The sequence below is a fragment of the Clostridiales bacterium genome, assembly GCA_017569285.1.
In the GTDB taxonomy this organism is placed as follows: domain Bacteria; phylum Bacillota; class Clostridia; order Christensenellales; family Aristaeellaceae; genus Aristaeella.
In genome coordinates, this window is the sequence record CP069419.1 from 1,740,203 (window position 1) to 1,762,232 (window position 22,030).

Sequence of the window (22,030 nt, forward strand, 5' to 3'; positions counted from 1 at the left end):
TTTTGTTTGAATTAGATGGTGGATTATGTTGAATCGAAAAGAGCGTATCATATGGATTGATTATCTACGGGTTATAGCTATTATTCTTGTTGTTTTATGCCATTCAACTGAAGAGGGCGTCTATGATTTGACATTAAATTCCGTGATGGAAATGTCATATGCCAGAAGAATCTTTCCATTTACATGTTTTACTGTGGGACGTTTAGGCGTGCCGATTTTTCTTCTAATTTCGGGTTATCTGTTACTGGACAGAGAGTATGATACAGAAGCGATGAAGCGATTTTTGAAGAATAAATGGCTTCATTTAATCCTGTGTACAATAATATGGTTTTTAATATATGATCTATTTTTGGTGTTTATTCAAGGGGAAAAACTATCAGTAAATGACATAATTCAGGATCTCCTTTTTTTGAATAAAGTACAAATGTCTCATGTATGGTATATGCCGATGATAATCGGTTTATATGCATTGATTCCTTTTGCTGCGAATTGCTTGCGAAAAGTGGATCATGAAAAAATTATATGGATACCATTGGGCTTTTTCCTGATAAGCATATTTCTTTACCCGACAATCTCTGCTTTGTTCCGAGTCATTAATCCTGCACTTCGTTCGATGTCTAACCAAATTAATGCCGGATTTAGCGGAGGAACATATGGTATTTATCTGGTATTTGGTTGGCTGTTAAAAAAGGAAACATTTAAAAAAGTAAAAAAGATTTGGATTGTTCTGCTTGTTATGTTATCGATTGGAACCGTTTTATGGCTTCAATTATGGTCATATGAAAACAATGTACGATATAGTCTCTGGTACGACAGCCCGTTCCTTCTTGTTGCAGCAGTATGTTTTTTTGAACTGTTTTCAAGATGCAAATTCCATAAAGGATACAGGTTTCTGCATTGGTTATCAAGTTATGCTTTTGCAGTGTATTTAATCCATTTTCCTTTTAAACTGCTTTTGCTTGATTTTGTGATGAATATGTCGTATCCGAAGACTATAAAGGTCTTGATTATGTGGGGGTTGCTATTGATAATCAGTTTGCCTATTGCATTTATAATCAGCCTGATTCCAAAGTGTGGGAATTATCTGTTGTATAGAAAATACAATAAACAATAAGAAAAGCGAAATAAGATGGAAAAGAAGCATAATCACAGATTATTATTAGTTTTGAATGCTGTTCTTGTGATAGTTGTAATTATATTATTATTGAACAAATATGGCATCTTAAAGAAACCACAGAAAGAATACAGTTATCTTGATAATGATCAGTATTTACCATATGTGGCAATGTTTAGATTGAATGAGAAAGATACAGATATCATATTTGCCGGAGATAGCATTACCAATCGTGGGCGTTTTAATGAATTTTTCGCTGAAAGTGATTTGCTGAATCGAGGAATTGATGGCGATACTACAGAAGGATTGCTTAACCGTTTGGACGAAATATTGTCTCATAATCCGAGGAAGATCTTTTTGATGATAGGCATTAATGATTTGATAAGAGATATCCCATATGAAAGAACAATTCAGAACTATCGAATGATAATAGAACAAATATTACTCGAACTTCCCGAATGTCGGATTTATATTCAATCAATTCTGCCTTCGACCATTGTAAGTGATGAGAAAATTGAAAGAATAAATGCAGATATGCGGACTATCTCAGAAGAATATGGAACCAAATATCTGGATGTATATAAGTTGTTTTTTAACGATAATGGAGAGCGAAAGGATGAATTGCTTGCATCAGATGGCTTGCATCTAAGTGAAAAAGGGTATTCGGTTTGGATCAAGATGATTCAAGATTATGTATTAAAGTAACGGATAGGAGCAGGCTTTCGGTAAAGAATTCCTAGAGAATCTTTAAGTAATAATGAGAAGCATACGTTCGATTGTGATTCGAATTCCAGTAATGGGTAGCTATATTGATACATGTAAAAAAGGACTATTGTTAAGAAATTGCTGAGGAAATACAGAAATCGAGCTCTCAAGATTGAACTAAAAAAACATTTATTTCGGAAAGGTTAAATATCATTCTTTGAACATGAAAATGGATTACCATGTCGTAAGTGATGAACTGATAGAGCTGTCCAAGACAAAACATATAGATCTTGGTATTCCTGTTGAAACGTACAAGATTTGAAAATGGGAAATGATGTTTGATTATTCAAATGTTGGTGGATTATTAAGCACGGTGTGCGCTAAAGGATGGATGGTTTTGAATATAAATGCTCAAAATAAGTAAACGAGGACTATAAGCATAGAGTGTATATATTGGAGCGGGAGAGAGAGGCGTTCATGGTTGTTGCTAATATTTTCACAGCACCCCCCAATTGAATCCAGAAGGACAAGTATTTATCAAGAACAATACCAAACAATCTAAACAATTGGTGGTAAAGGTAGTATTAGTTAAATCCGTAAAGCATGAAGAAGTTTATGACCAATAATTAAGCAAGGAAAGCAGGCACATAAACAAATGGAAACAAAAGAGGAATTTAATCCACAGAGATTTGGGAACACTAATGTTAATAGCTTGACAGGTATTAAAGCAATTGCCATGATTATGCTTTTCTGGTGGCATAGTCCAATAAAACCCCAAGGGCCAGATATTGGGGCGAGAATGTGTGAAATTTTCTTTGTTTTGTCAGGATTTTTAGTTGGGATAAATCATTGGAATATAGACACAAATGATGTTTTTAGCGTATCTAGGCAATACTGGTGGAAAAAAGTGTTGAAAGTATGGCCGTTACATTGTATTGCTTTTTTGATTGATTGTTCATCATCAATTATTCGATATGGAAGCGACTTCATTACACGAGATAATGCAATTAGTGCTGTATTAAACCTTAGTCTTGTTCAAGCTTGGAGTAATGATTCAAAGTTATACTTTTCTTTTAATGGGGCAACATGGTTCCTAAGTTGCTTATTGTTTTGCTATCTGATGTCTTTTTTTGTAATTAATATTTTGAGAGAATATAAAAAACCGTTTCTGGTTTTTCTCTTTATAGTTTTTATCAGGGTCTTGTGTGAATTACTTAATATAAAGTGGGGATGGAGTGGCATTACTTTCAATTATCACGTCTCTCCAATAATCAGGTTACTTGAGTTTACTGCTGGATTAGCATTAGTACCCCTATTCTTTTCTCTTGATCGAAAAGTAAAAGGAATGGGTCATGATTTCCTATTATTTACCATATTGGAAATTATAACTATAGTACTTTATGTTCTCTGTATTATTTTGGAAAACACATCATGGATTAGAGGATATTTCATACTAGCTGCTTGTGTATTAATTTTTGTGTTTGCATTCAATAGAGGAGGGGTATGCAAACTATTATCAACTAAGCCATTCGCATGGTTTTCATCTATACAATTGAGTTTTTTTATTCTTCACCAAGCTGTAATTCACTTTTATGAAAGGTGTTTTCCTAACGCAATCAATTCACCACTACTGTTAACAATTATACTGTTTCTTGTTATTGTTAGAATGAGTATTTTTTACCAAAAAAATATTGTGAAAATAGCTTCAAAAGGATTGGAAACCTTTTTTGCACGAATTAGGACGCTTGTAAAAAAACGTACGGAGGATAATAGCAAATGGTAGACTACATAATTGTTGGAGCAGGTCTTTATGGAGTAACAGTTGCTCGGGAATTGGCGGATGCTGGGTATAAGATTCTCGTGATTGACAAGCGGGATCACATTGCTGGTAATGTATATACGAAACTGGTAGAGGGCATTAATGTCCATATCTACGGTGCACATATCTTCCATACAAACAATAAGACAGTGTGGGATTATGTTCAGCGATTTGCAACATTCAATCGTTTTACAAATTCTCCTGTGGCGAACTATCACGGGGAACTGTATTCTCTTCCTTTCAACATGTATACGTTCAATAAGATGTGGGGAGTTGTAACCCCGGAAGAGGCGGAGGCGAAAATCGCTGAGCAGAAGGCAGCTGCCGGGATTACTGAGCCGAAGAATCTGGAGGAACAGGCAATTTCCCTGGTTGGTGTGGATATCTATGAAAAACTGATTAAAGGCTATACCCAGAAACAGTGGGGAAGACCGTGTGATCAGTTGCCGGCGTTTATTATTAAGCGGCTGCCGGTTCGGTTGACATTTGACAACAACTATTTCAATGCGCTGTACCAGGGAATCCCGGTGGGCGGTTATACAAAGATGGTGGAGAATATGCTGGAAGGCATAGAAGTAAAACTCTCCACGGATTATTTTGCAGATCGGGATTATTGGAATAGCGTGGCGGAAAAGATCATTTATACCGGTCCTATTGATGCTTACTTTGATTACTGCCTGGGCAATCTGGAATATCGCTCTGTACGGTTTGAGACAGAGGTGCTGGATAAGCCGAATTTCCAGGGGAATGCGGCAGTCAACTATACGGACGCGGAAACACCCTGGACTCGGATTATCGAACATAAGTGGTTTGAATTCGGAAAGGACGAAAACGGGAATGATCTGCCAAAGACCGTGATTTCCAGGGAATACAGTTCTGAATGGAAACCCGGGGATGAACCGTATTATCCGGTGAATGACGAAAAGAATTCTTCTCTGTATGCACAGTATAAAGAGCTGGCGGATAAGGAGAAGAATGTAATTTTTGGCGGAAGACTGGGCGAATATAAGTATTATGATATGGATCAGGTGATCGCTGTAGCGCTGGAAAAGGCGAAAGAACTGATTAAGTGACGATCTTTGATATGGATTGAGTGAAAGGGGAATCGTTTCATGAAATTCTATAAGCATAATGATCAGATCATCATTGGCGGCTCTGATGGAGAAGAGATCACTCCGAACACTACAGACGGCGCCTATGAAAAGCATGTTCCTGTGATTGAACATCACGGGGATTCTGTTCTGGTAAAGGTGGGCAGTGTGGCGCATCCCATGCTGGATGTGCATTACATCGAGTGGATTGTGCTGGAGACGGAGACTGGATACCAGAAAAAGGATTTAAAGCCCGGGGAAAAACCGGAAGCTGCATTTGCAGTAACGGAGCCTGTGATTGCCGCATATGAATACTGCAACCTACACGGGCTGTGGATGGCGAAAGCATAAACAGAACAGAAATGAAACAGGATACTGCCGGGCTGTTTGCAGGAGCAGGGGATGCCTCTGTAGAATCCCAACAGTATTCTGTTTATGGAGGAATTGAAAATGAAGATCGGATGCGTGAAGGAAATTAAGAACAATGAATTCCGTGTCGGGCTGACGCCGGATAATGTCAAGGCCTATGTGGCTGCCGGACACCATGTATATATGGAAAAGGGCGCCGGTGTAGGTTCGGGCTTTTCGGATAACGAATATGTGGATGCCGGTGCGTCTCTGATCGATAACGCAGCGGATGTATGGCACCTGGTGGATATGATGGTCAAGGTCAAGGAACCGCTGGAAGAGGAATATCCGCTGTTCCATGACGGGCTGATCCTGTATACCTACCTGCACCTGGCGGCGGACAAGGAACAGATGGACGCGCTGCTGAAGGGCAAGGTCAAGGCCGTTGCGTATGAAACCATCCAGGAAAAGGATGGCTCCCTGCCCTGCCTGGCGCCTATGAGCCAGATTGCCGGACGGCTTTCCATCCAGGAAGGCGCGAAATACCTGGAAAAACGGTTTGGCGGGGAAGGCATCCTGCTGGCCGGCGTTCCCGGAACGCCGAAGGCGAATGTCGTCATCCTGGGCGGCGGTACAGTCGGCATGAACGCCTGCAAGATTGCGGTCGGTATGGGCGCGAATGTCACCATCCTGGACGTGAACCTGAAGCGGCTGGAGGAACTGGACAACCGGTTCGGCGCACATATCCAGACGCTGGTTTCCACGGATTCCAATATTGAACGGGTCATCAAGGACGCGGACCTGGTCATCGGTTCCGTGCTGATCCCCGGCGGTTCCACGCCGAAGCTGTTCAAAAAGAAATACCTGCCCGAGATGAAGAACGGTGCGGTGTTTGTCGACGTGGCCATCGATCAGGGTGGATGCGGCGAAAGCAGCCATGTGACCACCCATGATGATCCGGTGTATGTGGAAGACGGCGTGGTGCACTACTGTGTCGGCAATATGCCGGGCGCGGTTCCGCGGACGAGCACGATTGCGCTGACCAATGCGACCCTGCGGTACGGCCTGCAGATTGCGGAAGCCGGCCTGGAGGAAGCGGCGAAGAAGAGCGCCGTGATTACCAGCGGCGTGAACTGCTACCTGGGCAAGCTGACAAATAAGAACGTCGCGCTGGCGCATGGGTACGAGTATACGGAGCTGGCGGAACTGATCTGATGGTTTCTGCTTTGCCTGGTTGGTTTTGATTCTGGTTTGTTCCACACCGGGAGATATCTCCCGGTGTGTTTTCGTTTTGGCAGCTCGTGCAGGGAGCGTTTGCCACAAGAAAAACTTGATTAGTACAGCATATCATTGTTAAATGAATATAAACGTTATCGTTCTATATTTTTCTGGGGGAGGCGTTACCGTGAGGAACGGAAAAGCCCGCATCGGGCGGGTAGTGGTTTGTTTGCTGTTGCTGCTGGGGATGGTGTTTGCTGCGCTGCCGGTGATGGCGGAGGGCGGTGATGAAGCTGCCGCGGCGGAGGTGGTGACGGAGGCCGCGGAGACGGCGGAGGTCGCTGCGGAGGAAGCGGAAGAGGCAGTGGTTGCCAGTCCGTATGTGAATACCTTCTGGGCGCTGGTTCCGGCGCTGATTGCGATTATCCTGGCGTTGATCTCCAAGGAGGTTTATTCCTCCCTGTTCTTCGGGATTGTGGCCGGCGGCTTGCTGCTGAACAACTTCCACCTGGAGAATACGATGAACCGGGTGTTTTCCGGCGGTTTTGTCGGCTCGGTGACGGATACATATAACCTGGGCATCCTGGTATTCCTGGTCCTGCTGGGCATGATGGTCGCCATGATGAACAAAGCCGGCGGAAGCGCTGCCTTCGGCCGGTGGGCGCAGGCACATATCAGGACCCGGGTGGGGGCGCAGCTGGCGACGATTGCCCTGGGCGTATTCATTTTCATCGATGACTATTTCAACTGCCTGACGGTCGGCAGCGTAATGCGGCCGGTGACGGACAAGCATAAGGTTTCCCGGGCGAAGCTGGCTTACCTGATCGACGCTACCGCCGCCCCGATCTGCATTATCGCGCCGATCAGCTCCTGGGCGGCGGCGGTGTCCGGTTTCGCGGAGGATGGAGTCGGTTTTTCCCTGTTTACGGATGCGATTCCGTATAACTTCTACGCGCTGCTGACCATCGCGATGATGTTCGCCATGGTGCTGCTCAAGGTGGATTACGGTCCGATGGCCCGGTATGAGCGGAATGCGAAGGCCGGGGACCTCTTCTCCGGGAAGAACCCCTATGCTTCCGCGGAAGCCGGGGAACAGGCGGAAGAAGTGAAGGGAAAGATCTCCTTCCTGCTGCTGCCGGTGATCCTGCTGATCGTGTTCTGCGCGGCGGGTATGCTGTATACCGGCGGATTCTTCAGTGGAGTGCCGCTCCGGAACGCGTTTGCGGATGCGGACGCGTCCATCGGCCTGATGCTGGGCTCCTTCTTCGCAATTGTCTGCACGATGATCTATTACCTGATCCGGAAGGCGATGTCGTTCAAGGACATCATGGAATGCCTGCCCAACGGCTTCAAGGCCATGGTGCCGGCCATCCTGATCCTGATCTTTGCCTGGACGCTGAAGAACATCACCATGGACCTGGGCGCCAAGGAATATGTGGATGCCCTGGTGAGAAGCAGCGCGGGTTCTTTCCAGAACTTCCTGCCGGCGATTATCTTCCTGATTGCGGTGGGCCTGAGCTTCTCGACAGGTACCAGCTGGGGAACCTTCGGGATGCTGATTCCGATTGTGCAGAGCGTATTCACGATGGACAATCCCCTGGCGATCATCTGCGTTTCCGCTTGTATGGCCGGCGCGGTGTGCGGCGATCACTGCTCCCCGATTTCCGATACGACGATTATGTCCTCGGCCGGTGCGCAGTGTGACCATGTGAACCATGTAAACACCCAGCTGCCCTATGCCATGACTTGCGCGGGAGTTTCCTTTGTGACGTATATCCTCGCGGGATTTGCGCCTACATGGTTCCCGGGCATCATCCCGTGGTGCATTGCCCTGCCGGTGGGTGTGACCCTGATGGTCCTGACGGTGGTGTTGATCAAACTGCTGGGGAGAAAAGAAACAGCGGAATAAGTCCCAAATTGCATATGAAACACCCCGGGAAGTGCTGGATCGCGGGACGATCTGCTCCCGGGGTGTTTTTGTATGCGGTTTTGCCGGAACAGGTTTTGTTGTTTACAGTTCGGTGTTCCGGGATACTGTGGAAAAACTGTGGATAATTCCGACAAAAACGAACAGGAAGGGCAGGACGGGGGAGGTTCCGGAACGGAGCCAGGTGAAACATTCGATTAATTCACCGGCCAGAATTGAAATCACCAGGGCGGGAAAGATTTTCTGGGCAGTGGGGCGGTTTCCGTTGACAAGCTGGAAACTGCGGACCGCGGTGAGAACCAGGAAGGCAATCACAATCAGCAGGCCGGGGATTCCGTTTTCGAGGATGATCATCAGGGGCATGCAGTGGCAGTGTGCGGCCATGAAAGTCAGGGAAGGAACCGCGTTTACACCGGCCATGGGGTTCAGGATGGATGCGCCGGTCAGCAGCAGGAGCGGGTTTTCGGAAATATAGGTAAGGGCGGCTTTCCAGATCATTGGACGGCTGGTGAACAGGTCTGAACCGGTATATCCCCGGTTGGACATGACGGTTTTGGCGGCTTCACCGGTTTCTTCAGCCAGGGCCCGGGGAAGAAGTCCGCCGGCGGTTTTCAGCGAATTGAAAACGGAGATGGTCTTCATAACGCCCAGGACAATCGCGACAAATACCAGTCCGGTAACGGCGATGGAAACCGGCCACGCGTACCAGGGACGGCGTCCGGGAAGCTGTGAACCGGGAATGGCTTTACGCCGGAAAGCGTTGAGGAGCAGGATGCCCACGAGGGTGGCGGTTCCGGTGGCAACCGTTACCTGTGCGCAGCGGGAATCCGTCAGAGACAGGGCAACCAGCATGGGAATAACGGAGAGGATATACAGCACTTTGGTCCATACATGCCGGGATGTGGCAGCTGAACAGAGCGCAATGACGACAGCCAGGCTCAGGACGGAGCCGGATACGGTGACGTAGTAAACCAGGAACAGACGGTCGACGTTAATTCCCCAGAGACCGCCTTTGCTGAGGTTGTAGACGGTCTGGTCGGTCCAGGCGGCATAGACGCCGAGGGAGGCGTATATCACCATGCCGATGGTCCAGATGGCGGCGCAGACGCGCAGGAACTGTCTGAGCTGGGTTTCGGAGAGGACGTGGCCCAGGCCGTAGCAGGCACAGAAGACCCAGAGGCCGGTGAGGAGAATATCCGATACGGCGCTGTCCAGCAGGTTGTCCGGATTGGGAATGGCGACCCGGATGATTTTCAGCAGCAGGTATGCGATGAGGATCCAGAAGCCTTTATCCTTCCAGAGCTTGCCGAGGACGATGCCCATAACGGCGGTAATTACCCGGAGGATCCAGAACGGCGCGCTGAACTGGAACGTCTGGCCGGTGGATGTCGGGTCTTTGTAGATGGCGATGACATACAGGTATCCCAGCAGGAGGAATCCCATCAGGGAAGTATATATGATCTTCGGAACAGTCCATCTGGTTTCTTGCATTCAAGATGCCCCTTCCTGTTGTGCGGATGCCTCCCCGGCAGGGGAGAGCCTGAATGGTCTGCGGAAACGGGAGCTGGAACCGGCGGTCAGCCGCCGGGTGTTTGCGGAACGATAACGAGTTCCCGGAAGGCGGCCGACAGGAGACGCGGATCGCCGTTGCCCGGTGGCACCGCATACGGGAAACGGAAGGTGAGCTCCAGGACCCCGTCCTGCACACAGTCGGCGGGAACGGTGAAGGTATAATCGCCTGCCGGAGGAAGCTCATCGCTGAAAAGGACGGACTGGGTTCCGGCATATATCTCGCAGGACTGGTAACCGATCAGGGCGGACCAGGTCCAGCGGACTTCCAGGTCTCCGGAAATATCCGGAGGAAGCTTCAGCTGAAGGATGGATTCCCCGTCGGTCGCCCAGGTGTAGCCGGATTCGGGGGAAGAAAAACCGGCTACCAGGTACGGCTTTGCGTTGCTGTCCTCGCCGTAGAAGCGGAGGACTTCCCCGGGAGTGTATTCCGGCACGGCTTTGGTATCGATGCGGATACTGCTGAAGGCCACCGCAAGGATGCGCGGGTCGCCGGTTCCCGGGGTGGTTGCGTTCGGATACTCAAAACGGAGGATGATCCGCCCGTTGTGGAAGGATTCCGCCGGGATGGCAACCTGCAGGGAGTTCCGGTCTGTCGGAAGGACATCGTCATACACCAGGACATCGCCGGCATGGATCCGGCAGGCCTGCGGGCCGAATGTGGCGGCCCAGGTGAGTTCCATGGTGAGGTCAGCCGGGCGGTTGACCAGCGGATGCACCACGAGGATGGACTCGGATCCCCGGGACCAGGAGTAGGAGGATTCCGGGCCGTAGAAACCGGAAACGATATAGCCGGATGCGGAAAGGTCCGCCTGGCTGAAGAGGAGTGTTTCCCCGGGGGTATAGTCCCGCGGGGAATCCGCTGCGATAACCTGCGGGTCCACGGAACGGTACAGGTGGAACGGAACAGCCGGGGCATTGGCCGGACTGATTTCTTCGTGACAGTCCGGATCCAGGAAAACGGAATCGTCAAACGAAAGGATATAGTGAAGCTGCTCTGCGCGGAGGGCTCCGGAGGAAGGCAGGTCCGCCAGGGCGGCACGGAACGGTTCGGAAGAGGAAGAGACAGCCGTCAGCAGATCCTCGGAGGAGACTGCGTACAGGTCCAGGTCGGACCAGGCTTCCAGTATTTCCGCGTTCCGGCTTTCTCCGGAATCCCGGATGAGCAGGATCTGTGCGGGGGATCCGTCTTCCGTTTCCAGGGAATGAAGCAGCCGGTCCAGGGAGGCGATATCCCCCTGCTGCTGCGGGGAAACGGATTCGTTTCGGGTCATATCCCGGACAAAAACCACGCTGCTGACTGCGCAGGACAGAACGATGACAGCTGTGGAGAAAAGAACCAACCACCGGCGCTTTCCGATGAAGAGGAAGACAGCCGGAATTACCAGGATGGCGGCAAACAGGAGCCGGACCCATGGGAACGCGGAGGCTTCATGACCCAGGAGGCCCAGGTAATGAAGCGTCGGGGAATCCATTGCGCCCTTCGCGGTGGGATTGTTTGCAAAAAGGAGGATAAGGGCCAGCAGGCTGATAAGCCAGCCGGCGGCCGCCTTTTTCCCGGTCGGCCGGTCTTCATCACTGGCGGACAGGTAAAGGAGGAAAAGGGGATAGAACGAGGCGGAGAAAAGCATCTGGCGGGCCGGAATGTCCAGGGTTGCCGTTTCGCCGGAAAGGCAGAAGGAGAAGCCGGAAATCATGGCGGTGAACAGCAGGAAGCAGCCTGAGAAGGACGCCAGCTTTTTCCCTGCGGACGGGGATGCGCCGCAGAGGGACAGGGGTTCAATCACCGGCCAGAAAGACCAGGACGCGCTGTAGTACAGCAGGAGCAGGATCGTACCTGCCAGGAAGAACAGGAGGTTCTCCGGCGCGGTAAAGCCGGCGAGTGTTTCCGGGAAACGTGGATGGAGGATGGCCCCGGTCAGGAAATACCGGAGCAGGAGGAACGGCAAAAGGGAAGAGCCGAGGAATATAAGGCCGTTCCGGAAGGAATCCGGGTTCCGGTCCCGGCTGCCGGAAAAGGAACAAAGATACAGCACGAAGACAGCGGCCGGGAACGCGGGGCCTGTTTGATGCGTGAGGCACAGCAGCAGGGACCAGATCCCGAGCAGCAGGGGATATCCGGAAACGGCCGGATCATGGTCAAAGGATTTGACAAGGAACCAGACGCCCCAGAGGAAAAGCGGAATCATCAGGTTTTCAGCGGTAAACGCGGCGGAAAGCCCCAGGTTGGGGGAAATGGCCAGGACCGCCAGGGCCAGGATGTGATGCCGGGGCTCCTGGCAGAAACGCTTCGCGAGGAAGTGGGCGGGAATCAGCGCGGATGATACCAGCAGCGCGTTGAAGACCGAGATGGCGCAGAGGCGGGGAATACTGGCGCTGATTGCGTAAAAGGGGGATATGAGCAGCGGGTAAAGGATACAGGCGCTGTTCAGGGGGGCGTGATGAACCAGGAAAGAATTGCGGAGCCAGATGTTCTGCGCCAGTTCCAGGTTGATCAGTTCATCTTCATATACAAGCCCTGATTTGGCATACGCGGACAGAACCGCGCGAATGACAGCGCTGAGGATAAACAGGACCAGAAAAGCAGTTCTGCGGATGTTCCGGCCTTTTTCCGGCTGTGCGATATTAATCATCCGTCACCTGTCCCTTCCAATATTGATAAAATTATGATACCATAACAATGGTGTAATGTCGACACCGTGCCGCAGGCTGTCCGGCCGCCGCACGGGTTTCGGCATCCGCAGAAAGGAGCCAGGATGAGGAAAAAGCTCTTTCCGGGCATAACGGAAAAACACTTTTTCATCGCGGTGCTGCTGGTCAGCGCGGCGGTACGGTGTTTCCTGTCCGTTTTTCCCAAATGGCCCCGGATCTATTTTGATGAGCTGGTCTATATGGAGCTGGGGCAGAATATCTGGCTGAACGGCCGCCTGTCCATCTACCATACAGGAGTCAGCTTTTCCAAGATCCTGTATCCGGTTTTCCTTTCTCCGTTCTACGCGATTTCGGATCCGGAACTGCGGATCAACGTGATTTCTGTTTTCAATGCGCTGCTGGTATCATCCGCGCTGATTCCGGCGTACCTGCTGGCCGGAAGGATCCTGCATAAACGTTGGCAGGTGAACGCCGCGGTGATTGTTGCGGCGCTTTCTCCCAATATGGGATTTGCGTATACCTACATGGCGGAAAACCTGTATATTCCAATGTCCATGTGGGCTTATTACTGCGGATTCCTTGCCTTTGAGAAGGCGGGAGACAGCAAGCCGTACCGGGCCTGCTTCCTGGGAATCTGCTGCTGGCTGCTGTATTTGACCAAGGAGGCGGGAAGCGCGTTCCTCGGCGCGGTGATCCTCCTGTATATATACCGGATCATCGGGGAGAAGGGGAACAGGGGAAAAGCGGCCCGGTCGTTCGGCCTGTTTCTCGCTTCGTTCCTGCTTCCGTTCCTGGCGGTGCGGCTGACGGTTCTTGGCGGGACAGGGTATACATATGCCGGGCAGGTGTCATTCAGCCGCCTGCTGGATCCGGAAAAGCTTTTGTACGGGCTGAAAGCCGCTCTGATCATGATGGTTTATTTTGCGGCCTCCTGGCTTTCGGTTCCGGTGGTTTTCTCCGTTTCCCGGTTCGGGAAGCTGGACGGGGACCGGAAAAAACTGCTGATCCTGGGAATCGGCCATGCCGTATGCCTCTCGCTGGGAATCGCTTTCGGTGTTTCCGTGGCGGAGGATATGGAAGCGGCGGCGCCCCGGATCCATATGCGGTATTTCATCTCGGCAGTCTGGCCGTTCCTGCTGGTGCTGCTGGCCGGTGCGGATGACGGGGAGCGGAAGCCTTTCTGGAAACAGCCGGTGCTTTACCTGTCAGCGGCGTTTGCCGTGCTGATCGGGGTGTTTGCGAACCTCCCCCGTTTCGGAAGCACGGCGGATTCACCGGTTCTGTTTGCGACGCTGCACCTCTACGCGCCGATTCCCCATACGGAATTCTGGTTTAAAACAGCGCTGTGCCTGGTGCTTGCGGTTTCGGCGGTCCTGTGGCTTGCGGGAAAGAAACGGCTTTGCCTGGCGGTTTTTATCCCGGTGCTGGCGGTGACTGAACTGCTGAACGGGATTCCATATGCGGTGCAGTGCATTGAAGAACGCCAGGTGCCGGACAGGGAAATGATCCGGGAGGTATCGGTGCTGGACCGGTATATCGATACCCTGGACGGAAATGTCCTGGTGGTGGCGGATAACCTGAACAATGATTTCCAGCGCCTGATGAACGCCTACACGAATGATGATTACTATACCGCGGAAAGCACCAACCTGATCTCCCTGTTCCGGGAAGGAAAAAACGGCGGCGCCATCGACCTGGGAACAACGGAGCTGGATGATCCGATTTATGCGTTTTCGGACCATTATCCCATTGAGCATATTGAGTATATTATCTGTGGGGATCCGGAGCTGCGGTTTGACAGGAAGTATCATGAAGAAATTACACCGGAAGGACTGAACATGGTTCGGGTGTTCCGGTCCGCGGATCCGGAGCGCATTGCGGTGACAGATGAGTATGTGCCCGGTGAGGTGATATACTTCGGAAGCCGGGACGTAATCCCGAGGGCCTATATTGTATCCGGCCTGTCTTCCCCGGAAAGCGGATTCACGTGGAGCAGCGGAAAAGAAACGGTGATTTCCCTGACGCCGGATGCGGAGGAAGGGACGGAATTTGAGGGAACGCTCACATGGGCGATGCTGCTGGGGAACCAGAGCTGCCTGGTTACCGCCGGGGACAACCTGGTGTACTGTGATGCGTTACCGGCGGATACGCAGGAAATTCATTTTCCGATCCCGGCGGACAGCCTGGACGAAAACGGCCGGCTGGTTCTCCGTTTTTCCTTCCCGGATGCCTGGAGCCCCGGAAACGGGGACAGCCGGATTCTTGCGGTGGCGTTCCGGGAACTGCGGATTGACAGGGCGGGCGAATGACCGCTGAGGTTGCAAAGGATTTGCAACGGCGATATAATAAAAAGAATACTTTTGGGCGTAAAAAGTGCGGCCCGGAAGGGATGGATGAAGGATGGACTACGTCTGGCTGGCAGCAGGATCGCTTCTTCTTTTCGCGGGGCTGGCTTTCCTGTGGAATTTCCATGACCGGAAAGGGAAACCCGGAATCGCGGTCCGGGTGGCGGTCATTGCCGCGGCCGGCTGTCTGTGCGCGGTGATCCTGAAGCTGACCGGACTGAAGCCGGAATGGACCGCAATGGAATACCTGTTCGGCGGGGCGCTGCTGGTGAACGGCTGTGCCTTCCTCTGGAGGCTGATCCGGGAGGGGAAAACCGGGATTACCGGGAATGTATTCCGGCTTATCTGCGCCGTGTGCGTATCCTGTGCGGTATATTCCGCCCTGACCTACGGGCAGACGATTATCAATTCGGATACGGCAACCTCCATCCTGCTGCCGCAAAGCCAGATCAGAAACGGGTCTCCGTTCCCGGCCAGCTGGAATTATGCCAACGGGGACGTGTGGACGATCTGTATCGGTACGTTTACCTTCCCGTTTACCGCGCTTCTCCGCGACCAGGCGCTGGCCCGGGTGCTGGGGTCTGCGCTGTGTGTGCTTGTTACGGTGGCGGGGATTGCATATCTAAGTAAAAAAGTATTCCGGAATGAATCATGGACGATCGCGGTTTCGCTTTTCCTGCTTTTCCTCGGCGCGAGCGAAGTCCGCAGCCAGATTCTCTATGAATCCGGATATACCACCCCGATGCTCCTGATCGCGTTCGGCCCGGCACTGTTTTATCAGTGGACGGCGTTCCGGAAGAAAAGATACGCGGTCATTTTCTGCGTTTATACATTCCTTCTGGCGATGAGCGGTATCCGGTTTACGGCGGAGCAGACCGTGCCGCTGGCATGCGGTTACCTGGCGGTGCTTCTCCTGCAGAGCGGGGGCGAAAAGCTCACGTCTCCCGACAGGAACTTCAAAAATGTGCTGGCGGACCTGGCGATCCTGGTTGTACCCGCAGCGCTGGGACTGGCCGGATACAAGTGGGTGTGCAGCTGGCACAATATGAATGATACGGTAAACAACGCCATGGTGTTTGCCGGTTCCCTGGAAGGGTGCTGGGAGAATTTCATTGCCTACCTGCTGAACTATGTCCGCTGCTTCGGCTACTCTCCGAGCTACTCTTTCATGTCCATTTACGGAATCCAGAACCTGGTTTCAATCAGCATCTGCGCGCTGACCTGCGTGATTGTTCCGATCCTGCAGGGACGCCGGATCCGGCAGGAATCAAAGGGAACGCAGATGTTCTATATTTTCGGTGTGGTCCACAACGCGATCATGATGGTCATGATTGTGTTCTGCGGGCTGACCTATGTCCGGTATACCATGACGACGCTCTTTGTGTGGATGATTATTTCCGCCCGGTATATCTGGGCCTGGTGGATTGAACCCGGCAAACTGACCGGAAAAGGCCTGGCGGCCCTGTTTGCGGTTGCTGCGCTGGTGGAATGCATAGTTCTGGTACCGGCGAGCGCAGGCTGGAACAAAACGGTCGCCGACCGGAAGGAATTCAACCAGACGCTGGCGGACCAGGGACTGTCAAAAGGTTATGCCAGCTACTGGAATGCGTACAGCAATGAAGTATATTCCGACCTGCAGATTGAATTCGGCGCGGTGGATGTCGGCTCATCCGGCGTAACACCCTTTAAATGGCTGGTGGATGACCGGGCATATGAACCGGTAGGCGGCTCATCCTTCCTGATGCTGGGAACGCAGGAGAATGAAATTATCCGGAACAATATGGATGCCGTATTCGGGAAATGCGAAGATCATTTCATCCTGAACGGATTTCATATTTACCTGTTCAGCCATGATATCTGCGCCGATTTTGAAACGGGCCTGCAGGACGGGGCAGTCCGGCCGATTGAGATGATGGCTTTCGGGGATGCGTTCCTGTCGGACGGGGTATGGGAGATCGGGTATGACAGCTCTGTGGCCGGCCCGTACACAGCGATTGGCGCAGGGGAATACCGGGTGACCTTCCGGGGATCTTCCCTGGAAAACTGCGAGGTCGATATTGCATCTGATGAAAAACCGGAAGCGGTATCGTTCGAGGTGGAGGACCGGAACGAAGAATGGATCTCCGTCCGTGTGAAGGTTGCGGAAGACCTGGAGGATATCGGGTTTATGGCGGACAACCGGGCGGAAGAGCCCGCGTGGCTGTTCGGGATCGACGTTGAGCCTGTTGAATGAAAGGAGAAAGCAATGATCAATTTCAATATCCCTCCGTTTACCGGGAAAGAACTGGAGTACATCCGGCAGGCTGTGAATAACCACAAGATCTGCGGGGACGGCGAATTTACCAAAAAGTGCAACAGATGGCTGGAAGAACGGTTCCATGCCCATAAAGTGCTGCTGACCACCAGCGGATCCACCGCACTGGATATGGCGGCCCTGCTCTGCGGAATTCAGCCGGGGGATGAAGTGATCCTTCCCAGCTTTACATTTTCCAGCACGGCCAACTCGTTTGTCCTGGCCGGCGCGAAACTGGTTTTTGTGGATATCCGCCCGGATACCATGAACATTGATGAAACGAAGATTGAAGCAGCGATGACTCCCCGGACCAGGGTGATCGTTCCGGTTCACTATGCCGGCGTGGCCTGTGAGATGGACACCATTATGGATATCGCGAAACGGCATGGCCTGAAAGTGGTGGAGGATGCCGCGCAGGGCGTGATGAGCACCTACAAGGGGAAAGCCCTGGGCACCATCGGCGACCTGGGCTGCTATTCCTTCCATGAAACCAAGAACTATTCCATGGGAGAAGGCGGCGCCCTGCTGATTAACGATCCGGCCTACGATGAGGCGGCGGAAATCCTGCGGGAAAAAGGTACAAACCGGGCTCGGTTTTTCCGGGGCCAGGTGGACAAATATACCTGGGTGGATTTCGGCGACAGCTACCTGCCCAGTGACATGAACGCGGCATATCTCTGGGCCCAGCTGGAGCTGGCCGATGAAATGAACCGGGACCGGATGGATACCTGGAACGCGTATCATGACGCGTTCATCTGCCTGGAAAAAGAAGGACACGCCGGCCTGCCGGTGATTCCGGAGGGATGTGTGCACAATGCGCATATGTTCTACCTGAAATGCCGGGACCTGGAGGAGCGGACGGAACTGATCTCTTTCCTGAAGGCAAGGGGAGTCCAGGCAGTATTCCATTATGTGCCGCTGCATTCAGCTCCGGCCGGGCTGAAATTCGGCCGGTTTGACGGAACGGATGAGTACACGACCAAGGAAAGTGAACGGCTGGTCCGCCTGCCGATGTATTACGGCCTGTCGGCGGAAGACCGGCAGCAGGTGATTGACGCGGTGCTGGCTTATTATCATTCCTGAACAGGGAACCGGGAGGTAGAAAAAATATGGTGATTGTAATCGGTGCTTCGGGTTTTATCGGCCGCTATACGGTGGATCAGCTGCTTGCGGACGGGAAAAAGGTCCTTGCGACCAGTACGCGGGAAAGCCAGCGGGCGGTTTTTGAGGCAATCGGCGTGGAATTCACGACGCTGGACATTACGAACGCGGCGGATTTTGAGAAACTGCCGGTCCGGGATGTGGAAGGAGTGCTGCTGCTGGGCGGGCTGCTGCCGGCGAACGCACAGGCGGACCTGGATAAAAACGAAAACGCGGCGGACTATTTCCGCGTGAACGTGATCGGAACGATCAATGTGCTGGAATACTGCCGGAAAAACGGAATCCGGAAGGTGATTGGCTGCAGCTCCTATTCCGATGTGGCCGGGGCCTGGAAAAAGGGATATGCCATCAAGGAAACGGAACCCAGGGACTTCCACTATACGGGAGACCATGCGGTGTATGTGATTTCCAAGAACGCCGCCAATGACGTGATGGAATACTACAACCAGCAGCATGGAATGCAGTGCGCGTGGTTCCGCTTCCCGCCGGTATATGGTGTCGGCCCGCACGGAACGATTTATGTCAACGGGAAACCGTACAAATCCGGCATCCAGACGTTTATCGAAAAAGCGCAGGCCGGGGAGGACATTGAACTGTGGGGAGACCCGCATATTACCCGGGATATCGTGTATGTAAAGGATGTCGCGAAGGCGTTTTCCATGGCGCTGGACAGCGATAAAACCTACGGCCTGTACAATATGACTTCCGGAACTGAGCTGGACCTGGAAGACCAGGCGAAAGCTGTGATTGAGGTCTTTGGTGATCCGGAGAAGAGCCATATTGTTTACCGGCCGGACAAGCCGAACAACACCCCCTCCTTCCTGTTTGACATGAGCAAGGCGAAGGAAGATTTCGGCTTTGTTCCGCAGTATACATCCTATCTGGATATGATGCGCGATTACAAGGCGGAACTGGAAAGCGGAAAATGGGACGGAATGATCCGGGGACGGGCAAAATGAGATCAATCACGGGAGGAACCGCCGAAAAATGACCGAGAAGAAGAAAATGGACTGGAAGAGCCTGGCGCTTCTGCAGGGTATTGTGATCATCTACACCCTGTCAGGTGTTGCGGGGAAGCTGGCTTCCGGGCATGGATTCCTTTCGACCGGGTTTATCCTGTGGTACGGAGCGGAGATCCTGGTCCTGGGCATCTATGCGATCCTGTGGCAGCAGATTATCAAACGGTTCGACCTGTCCGTCGCGTATGCAAACCGGTCCATCGCGCTGCTCTGGTCCATGCTGTGGGCAGTGATCCTGTTCGGTGAAAAGATTACCGTGCAGAACATGATCGGGGTTGCGGTTGTGATTGCGGGAACAATGATTGTGAATGGAGAAAGCCGTGAATAAATATTATCTTTTCATGTTTGGTTCGGTGATCCTTTCTTCCCTGTCCCAGATCCTGCTGAAGCTGAGCGCCCGGAAAAGCCACGGATCGTTCCTGAAGGAATACCTGAACCCCCTGGTGATTGCCGGATACGGGCTGATGGTCGCCGCGACCCTGACCACCATTGCGGCCTACCAGGGAATGGACTACAAAAACGGGCCGATCATTGAGTCGCTGGGATATATCCTGGTAATGGTGCTGAGCTATTTCCTGCTGAAGGAGAAGGTAACCCGAAAGAAAATCCTGGGTTACTGCATGATCCTGGCAGGGGTGATCATATTCTATCTGTGACAAAGGCGGAGGAGAACTGGACATGGATATCTCAGTGGTAATTCCCGTATATGGCTGCCGGGCGGCGCTCCCGGAGCTCCACAGAAGGCTGACGGAGTCCGTCGGAGCAATTACACAGGATTATGAAATCATCCTGGTCAATGATGCGTGCCCCCAGAATTCCTGGGAAGTGATCCAGGAGATCTGTGCGAAGGATCCCCATGTGGTGGGGCTGGAAATGTCCCGGAATTTCGGCCAGCTGAAAGCGACCCTGGCCGGCCTGGATTATTCCACCGGGGACTGGGTGGTTGTGATGGACTGCGACCTGCAGGACCGGCCGGAAGAGATTATCAATTTGTACAATAAGGTGCAGGAAGGCTATGACTTTGTGATTGCCAGCCGGGAATCCCGGCAGGATTCAAAGATGAAGGTCTTCGTTTCCAACTGCTTTTACTCGCTTTACTCCTATATGACGGATGTGAAGTACGATCCGACGCTGTGCAATTTCAGTATTTCCAGCCGGGCGGTCATTGACAATTACTGCCGGATGCGGGAGATGCACCGGGCTTTTACCATGTACCTGCTCTGGATGGGATACCGCTGGACCAAGCTGGGCGTGGAACATAATGAGCGGTATGAGGGAAAATCCGGCTATAATTTCAAAAAGCGGATGAAGATGGCCACGGAACTGATCACCTCGCAGTCAGACAAGCTGCTGCGGCTGATGACGCGGATCGGCCTGGTGATATCCCTGCTGTCTTTCCTGTTTATCATTGTCACAGTGATCCGGCATTTCGCGGCCAATATCGCGGTGGGGTACTCCAGCACGATTGCGGCGATTATGCTGATGGGCGGGCTGACGATCATGTCCATCGGGATTGTCGGGCTGTATGTCGGCAATATCTTTATGGAAGTCAAGCACCGGCCGTTGTATATTGTCAGGACCAGGCTGAACGGAAAGGATCGGACGGATGAATAAGCGGATTGCGATCATCGGCGCCAGCGATCTCCAGCTGCCGCTGATTGAAAAAGCGAAGCAGATGGGTTATGAGACACACGTTTTTGCGTGGGCTGCGGGCGACGTGGGAGAGAAGGCGGCGGATCATTTCTACCCGATCAGCATCATTGAGATCGGGCAGATCCTGGATGTGTGCCGGGAGATCCGGCCGGCGGCGGTTGCGTCCATCGCTTCAGACCTGGCAGCAATCACGGTTAACCGGGTGGCCAATGCGCTGGGGCTTCCGGCCAATCCCGTGGAAACGGCAACAATCGCGACCAACAAATATGAAATGCGGAAAACGTTCCTGCAGGCCGGCCTGCCGACACCGCGCTTTCTCCTTGCGGGCCCGGAAGATGACCTGGGTGAAGCCCGCAGACTGCGGCTTCCGATTATTGTGAAACCGACGGACCGGAGCGGAAGCCGGGGAATATTCAAGCTGGAATCCTTTGACAGGCTGGAGGAATGTGTGGCGGCGTCCAGCCGGGAATCCTTTGAGAAAAAGGCGATTATTGAGGAATATATCGAAGGGGAAGAATACAGCTGCGAATGCGTTTCCCAGGACGGAGTCCATCATTTCCTGGCGATTACCAAAAAGTTTACGACCGGCGCACCCCACTTTATCGAAACCGGCCATATGGAACCTTCGGGACTGAGCGATTCCGTATGTGAACAGGTAAAACGCCATGTGTTCAAGGCGCTGGATGCGCTGCATGTCCGGTGCGGGGCAAGCCACAGCGAGTTTAAGATTACTCCGGATACCGGCGAGGTCCGGCTGATTGAAATCGGAGCCCGGATGGGCGGAGACTGTATTGGCAGCGACCTGGTAAAGCTTTCCACGGGAAATGATTTCCTGCAGATGGTGATCGAGGCCGCGGCCGGGGAAAAGATCAGCCTGAGCACCGGGGAGCCCCGGGGATACGCGGCGGTGCGGTACATCATGAATGAAGAAGACTATGAAGGATACATGGCGTTGCGGAAAGCGGAGCCCGGACGGATTGTGAGGGAACATGTCCATTTTGAAAAGGGCGGGGAGGTCCTGGACAGTTCCACCCGATATGGATTTTATATTGTAACCGGAGCCAGTGAGCAGGAAGCAAGGCGGCTGGCAATGCTCCAGCCCTGACAGGAAAGGGA

At 52.1% G+C, this 22,030-nt stretch carries 17 protein-coding genes; 15 read left to right on the forward strand and 2 right to left on the reverse strand.

The window, feature by feature from the left end:
- Positions 1–25: 25 nt before the first annotated feature.
- The 7 genes from JNO48_07405 (at position 26) to JNO48_07435 (ending at position 8,204) form a co-directional block, all read left to right on the forward strand.
- The gene (locus JNO48_07405) at positions 26–1,114 is read left to right on the forward strand and encodes an acyltransferase (protein QTE67051.1); all 1,089 of its coding nucleotides are present in this window, start codon (positions 26–28) and stop codon (positions 1,112–1,114) included.
- A gap of 15 nt (positions 1,115–1,129) precedes the next feature.
- Positions 1,130–1,819, forward strand: coding sequence for a hypothetical protein (locus JNO48_07410; GenBank protein QTE67052.1), 690 nt, complete (start codon positions 1,130–1,132; stop codon positions 1,817–1,819).
- Between the two features lie 655 nt (positions 1,820–2,474).
- Positions 2,475–3,602, forward strand: coding sequence for an acyltransferase (locus JNO48_07415; protein QTE67053.1), 1,128 nt, complete (start codon positions 2,475–2,477; stop codon positions 3,600–3,602).
- Positions 3,596–4,711: a UDP-galactopyranose mutase gene (glf, locus tag JNO48_07420; GenBank protein ID QTE67054.1), complete on the forward strand. Its 1,116-nt coding sequence runs from the start codon at positions 3,596–3,598 to the stop codon at positions 4,709–4,711. The genes JNO48_07415 and glf overlap by 7 nt, the downstream gene beginning before the upstream one ends.
- 39 nt (positions 4,712–4,750) lie before the next feature.
- Complete coding sequence (locus JNO48_07425; GenBank protein ID QTE67055.1) at positions 4,751–5,080, forward strand: desulfoferrodoxin Dfx; 330 nt, start codon at positions 4,751–4,753, stop codon at positions 5,078–5,080.
- Between the two features lie 99 nt (positions 5,081–5,179).
- Entirely contained in the window at positions 5,180–6,292 is a 1,113-nt protein-coding gene (gene ald, locus JNO48_07430; protein QTE67056.1) for an alanine dehydrogenase, read from the forward strand.
- Between the two features lie 274 nt (positions 6,293–6,566).
- A complete protein-coding gene (locus JNO48_07435; protein QTE69707.1) occupies positions 6,567–8,204 on the forward strand; it encodes a Na+/H+ antiporter NhaC family protein in 1,638 nt (545 codons plus the stop codon).
- A 102-nt stretch (positions 8,205–8,306) separates the two neighbouring features.
- Here JNO48_07435 and JNO48_07440 read toward each other — a convergent pair whose 3' ends face one another.
- Complete coding sequence (locus JNO48_07440) at positions 8,307–9,713, reverse strand: O-antigen ligase family protein (GenBank protein ID QTE67057.1); 1,407 nt, start codon at positions 9,711–9,713, stop codon at positions 8,307–8,309.
- An 86-nt stretch (positions 9,714–9,799) separates the two neighbouring features.
- Positions 9,800–12,424, reverse strand: a complete 2,625-nt coding sequence (locus JNO48_07445) for a glycosyltransferase family 39 protein (protein ID QTE67058.1) — start codon at positions 12,422–12,424, stop codon at positions 9,800–9,802.
- A gap of 123 nt (positions 12,425–12,547) precedes the next feature.
- On the opposite strand from JNO48_07445, the gene JNO48_07450 reads away from it, so the two are divergent.
- The 8 genes from JNO48_07450 to JNO48_07485 all read left to right on the forward strand — a co-directional run bounded on the left by JNO48_07450 (position 12,548) and on the right by JNO48_07485 (position 22,019).
- Entirely contained in the window at positions 12,548–14,752 is a 2,205-nt protein-coding gene (locus JNO48_07450) for a hypothetical protein (GenBank protein QTE67059.1), read from the forward strand.
- A gap of 91 nt (positions 14,753–14,843) precedes the next feature.
- Positions 14,844–17,021, forward strand: coding sequence for a hypothetical protein (locus JNO48_07455; protein QTE67060.1), 2,178 nt, complete (start codon positions 14,844–14,846; stop codon positions 17,019–17,021).
- Between the two features lie 12 nt (positions 17,022–17,033).
- Entirely contained in the window at positions 17,034–18,164 is a 1,131-nt protein-coding gene (gene rffA / locus JNO48_07460) for a dTDP-4-amino-4,6-dideoxygalactose transaminase (protein ID QTE67061.1), read from the forward strand.
- A gap of 26 nt (positions 18,165–18,190) precedes the next feature.
- Positions 18,191–19,201 (forward strand): NAD(P)-dependent oxidoreductase, encoded by a 1,011-nt coding sequence (locus JNO48_07465; protein QTE67062.1) that lies wholly within the window; start codon positions 18,191–18,193, stop codon positions 19,199–19,201.
- 28 nt (positions 19,202–19,229) lie between these two features.
- Entirely contained in the window at positions 19,230–19,589 is a 360-nt protein-coding gene (locus tag JNO48_07470) for a transporter (GenBank protein ID QTE67063.1), read from the forward strand.
- Positions 19,570–19,917, forward strand: coding sequence for an EamA family transporter (locus JNO48_07475; GenBank protein ID QTE67064.1), 348 nt, complete (start codon positions 19,570–19,572; stop codon positions 19,915–19,917). Before JNO48_07470 ends, JNO48_07475 begins: the two co-directional genes overlap by 20 nt.
- 22 nt (positions 19,918–19,939) lie before the next feature.
- A complete protein-coding gene (locus tag JNO48_07480; GenBank protein ID QTE67065.1) occupies positions 19,940–20,875 on the forward strand; it encodes a glycosyltransferase family 2 protein in 936 nt (311 codons plus the stop codon).
- Positions 20,868–22,019, forward strand: a complete 1,152-nt coding sequence (locus JNO48_07485) for an ATP-grasp domain-containing protein (GenBank protein QTE67066.1) — start codon at positions 20,868–20,870, stop codon at positions 22,017–22,019. The genes JNO48_07480 and JNO48_07485 overlap by 8 nt, the downstream gene beginning before the upstream one ends.
- Positions 22,020–22,030 lie beyond the last annotated feature (11 nt).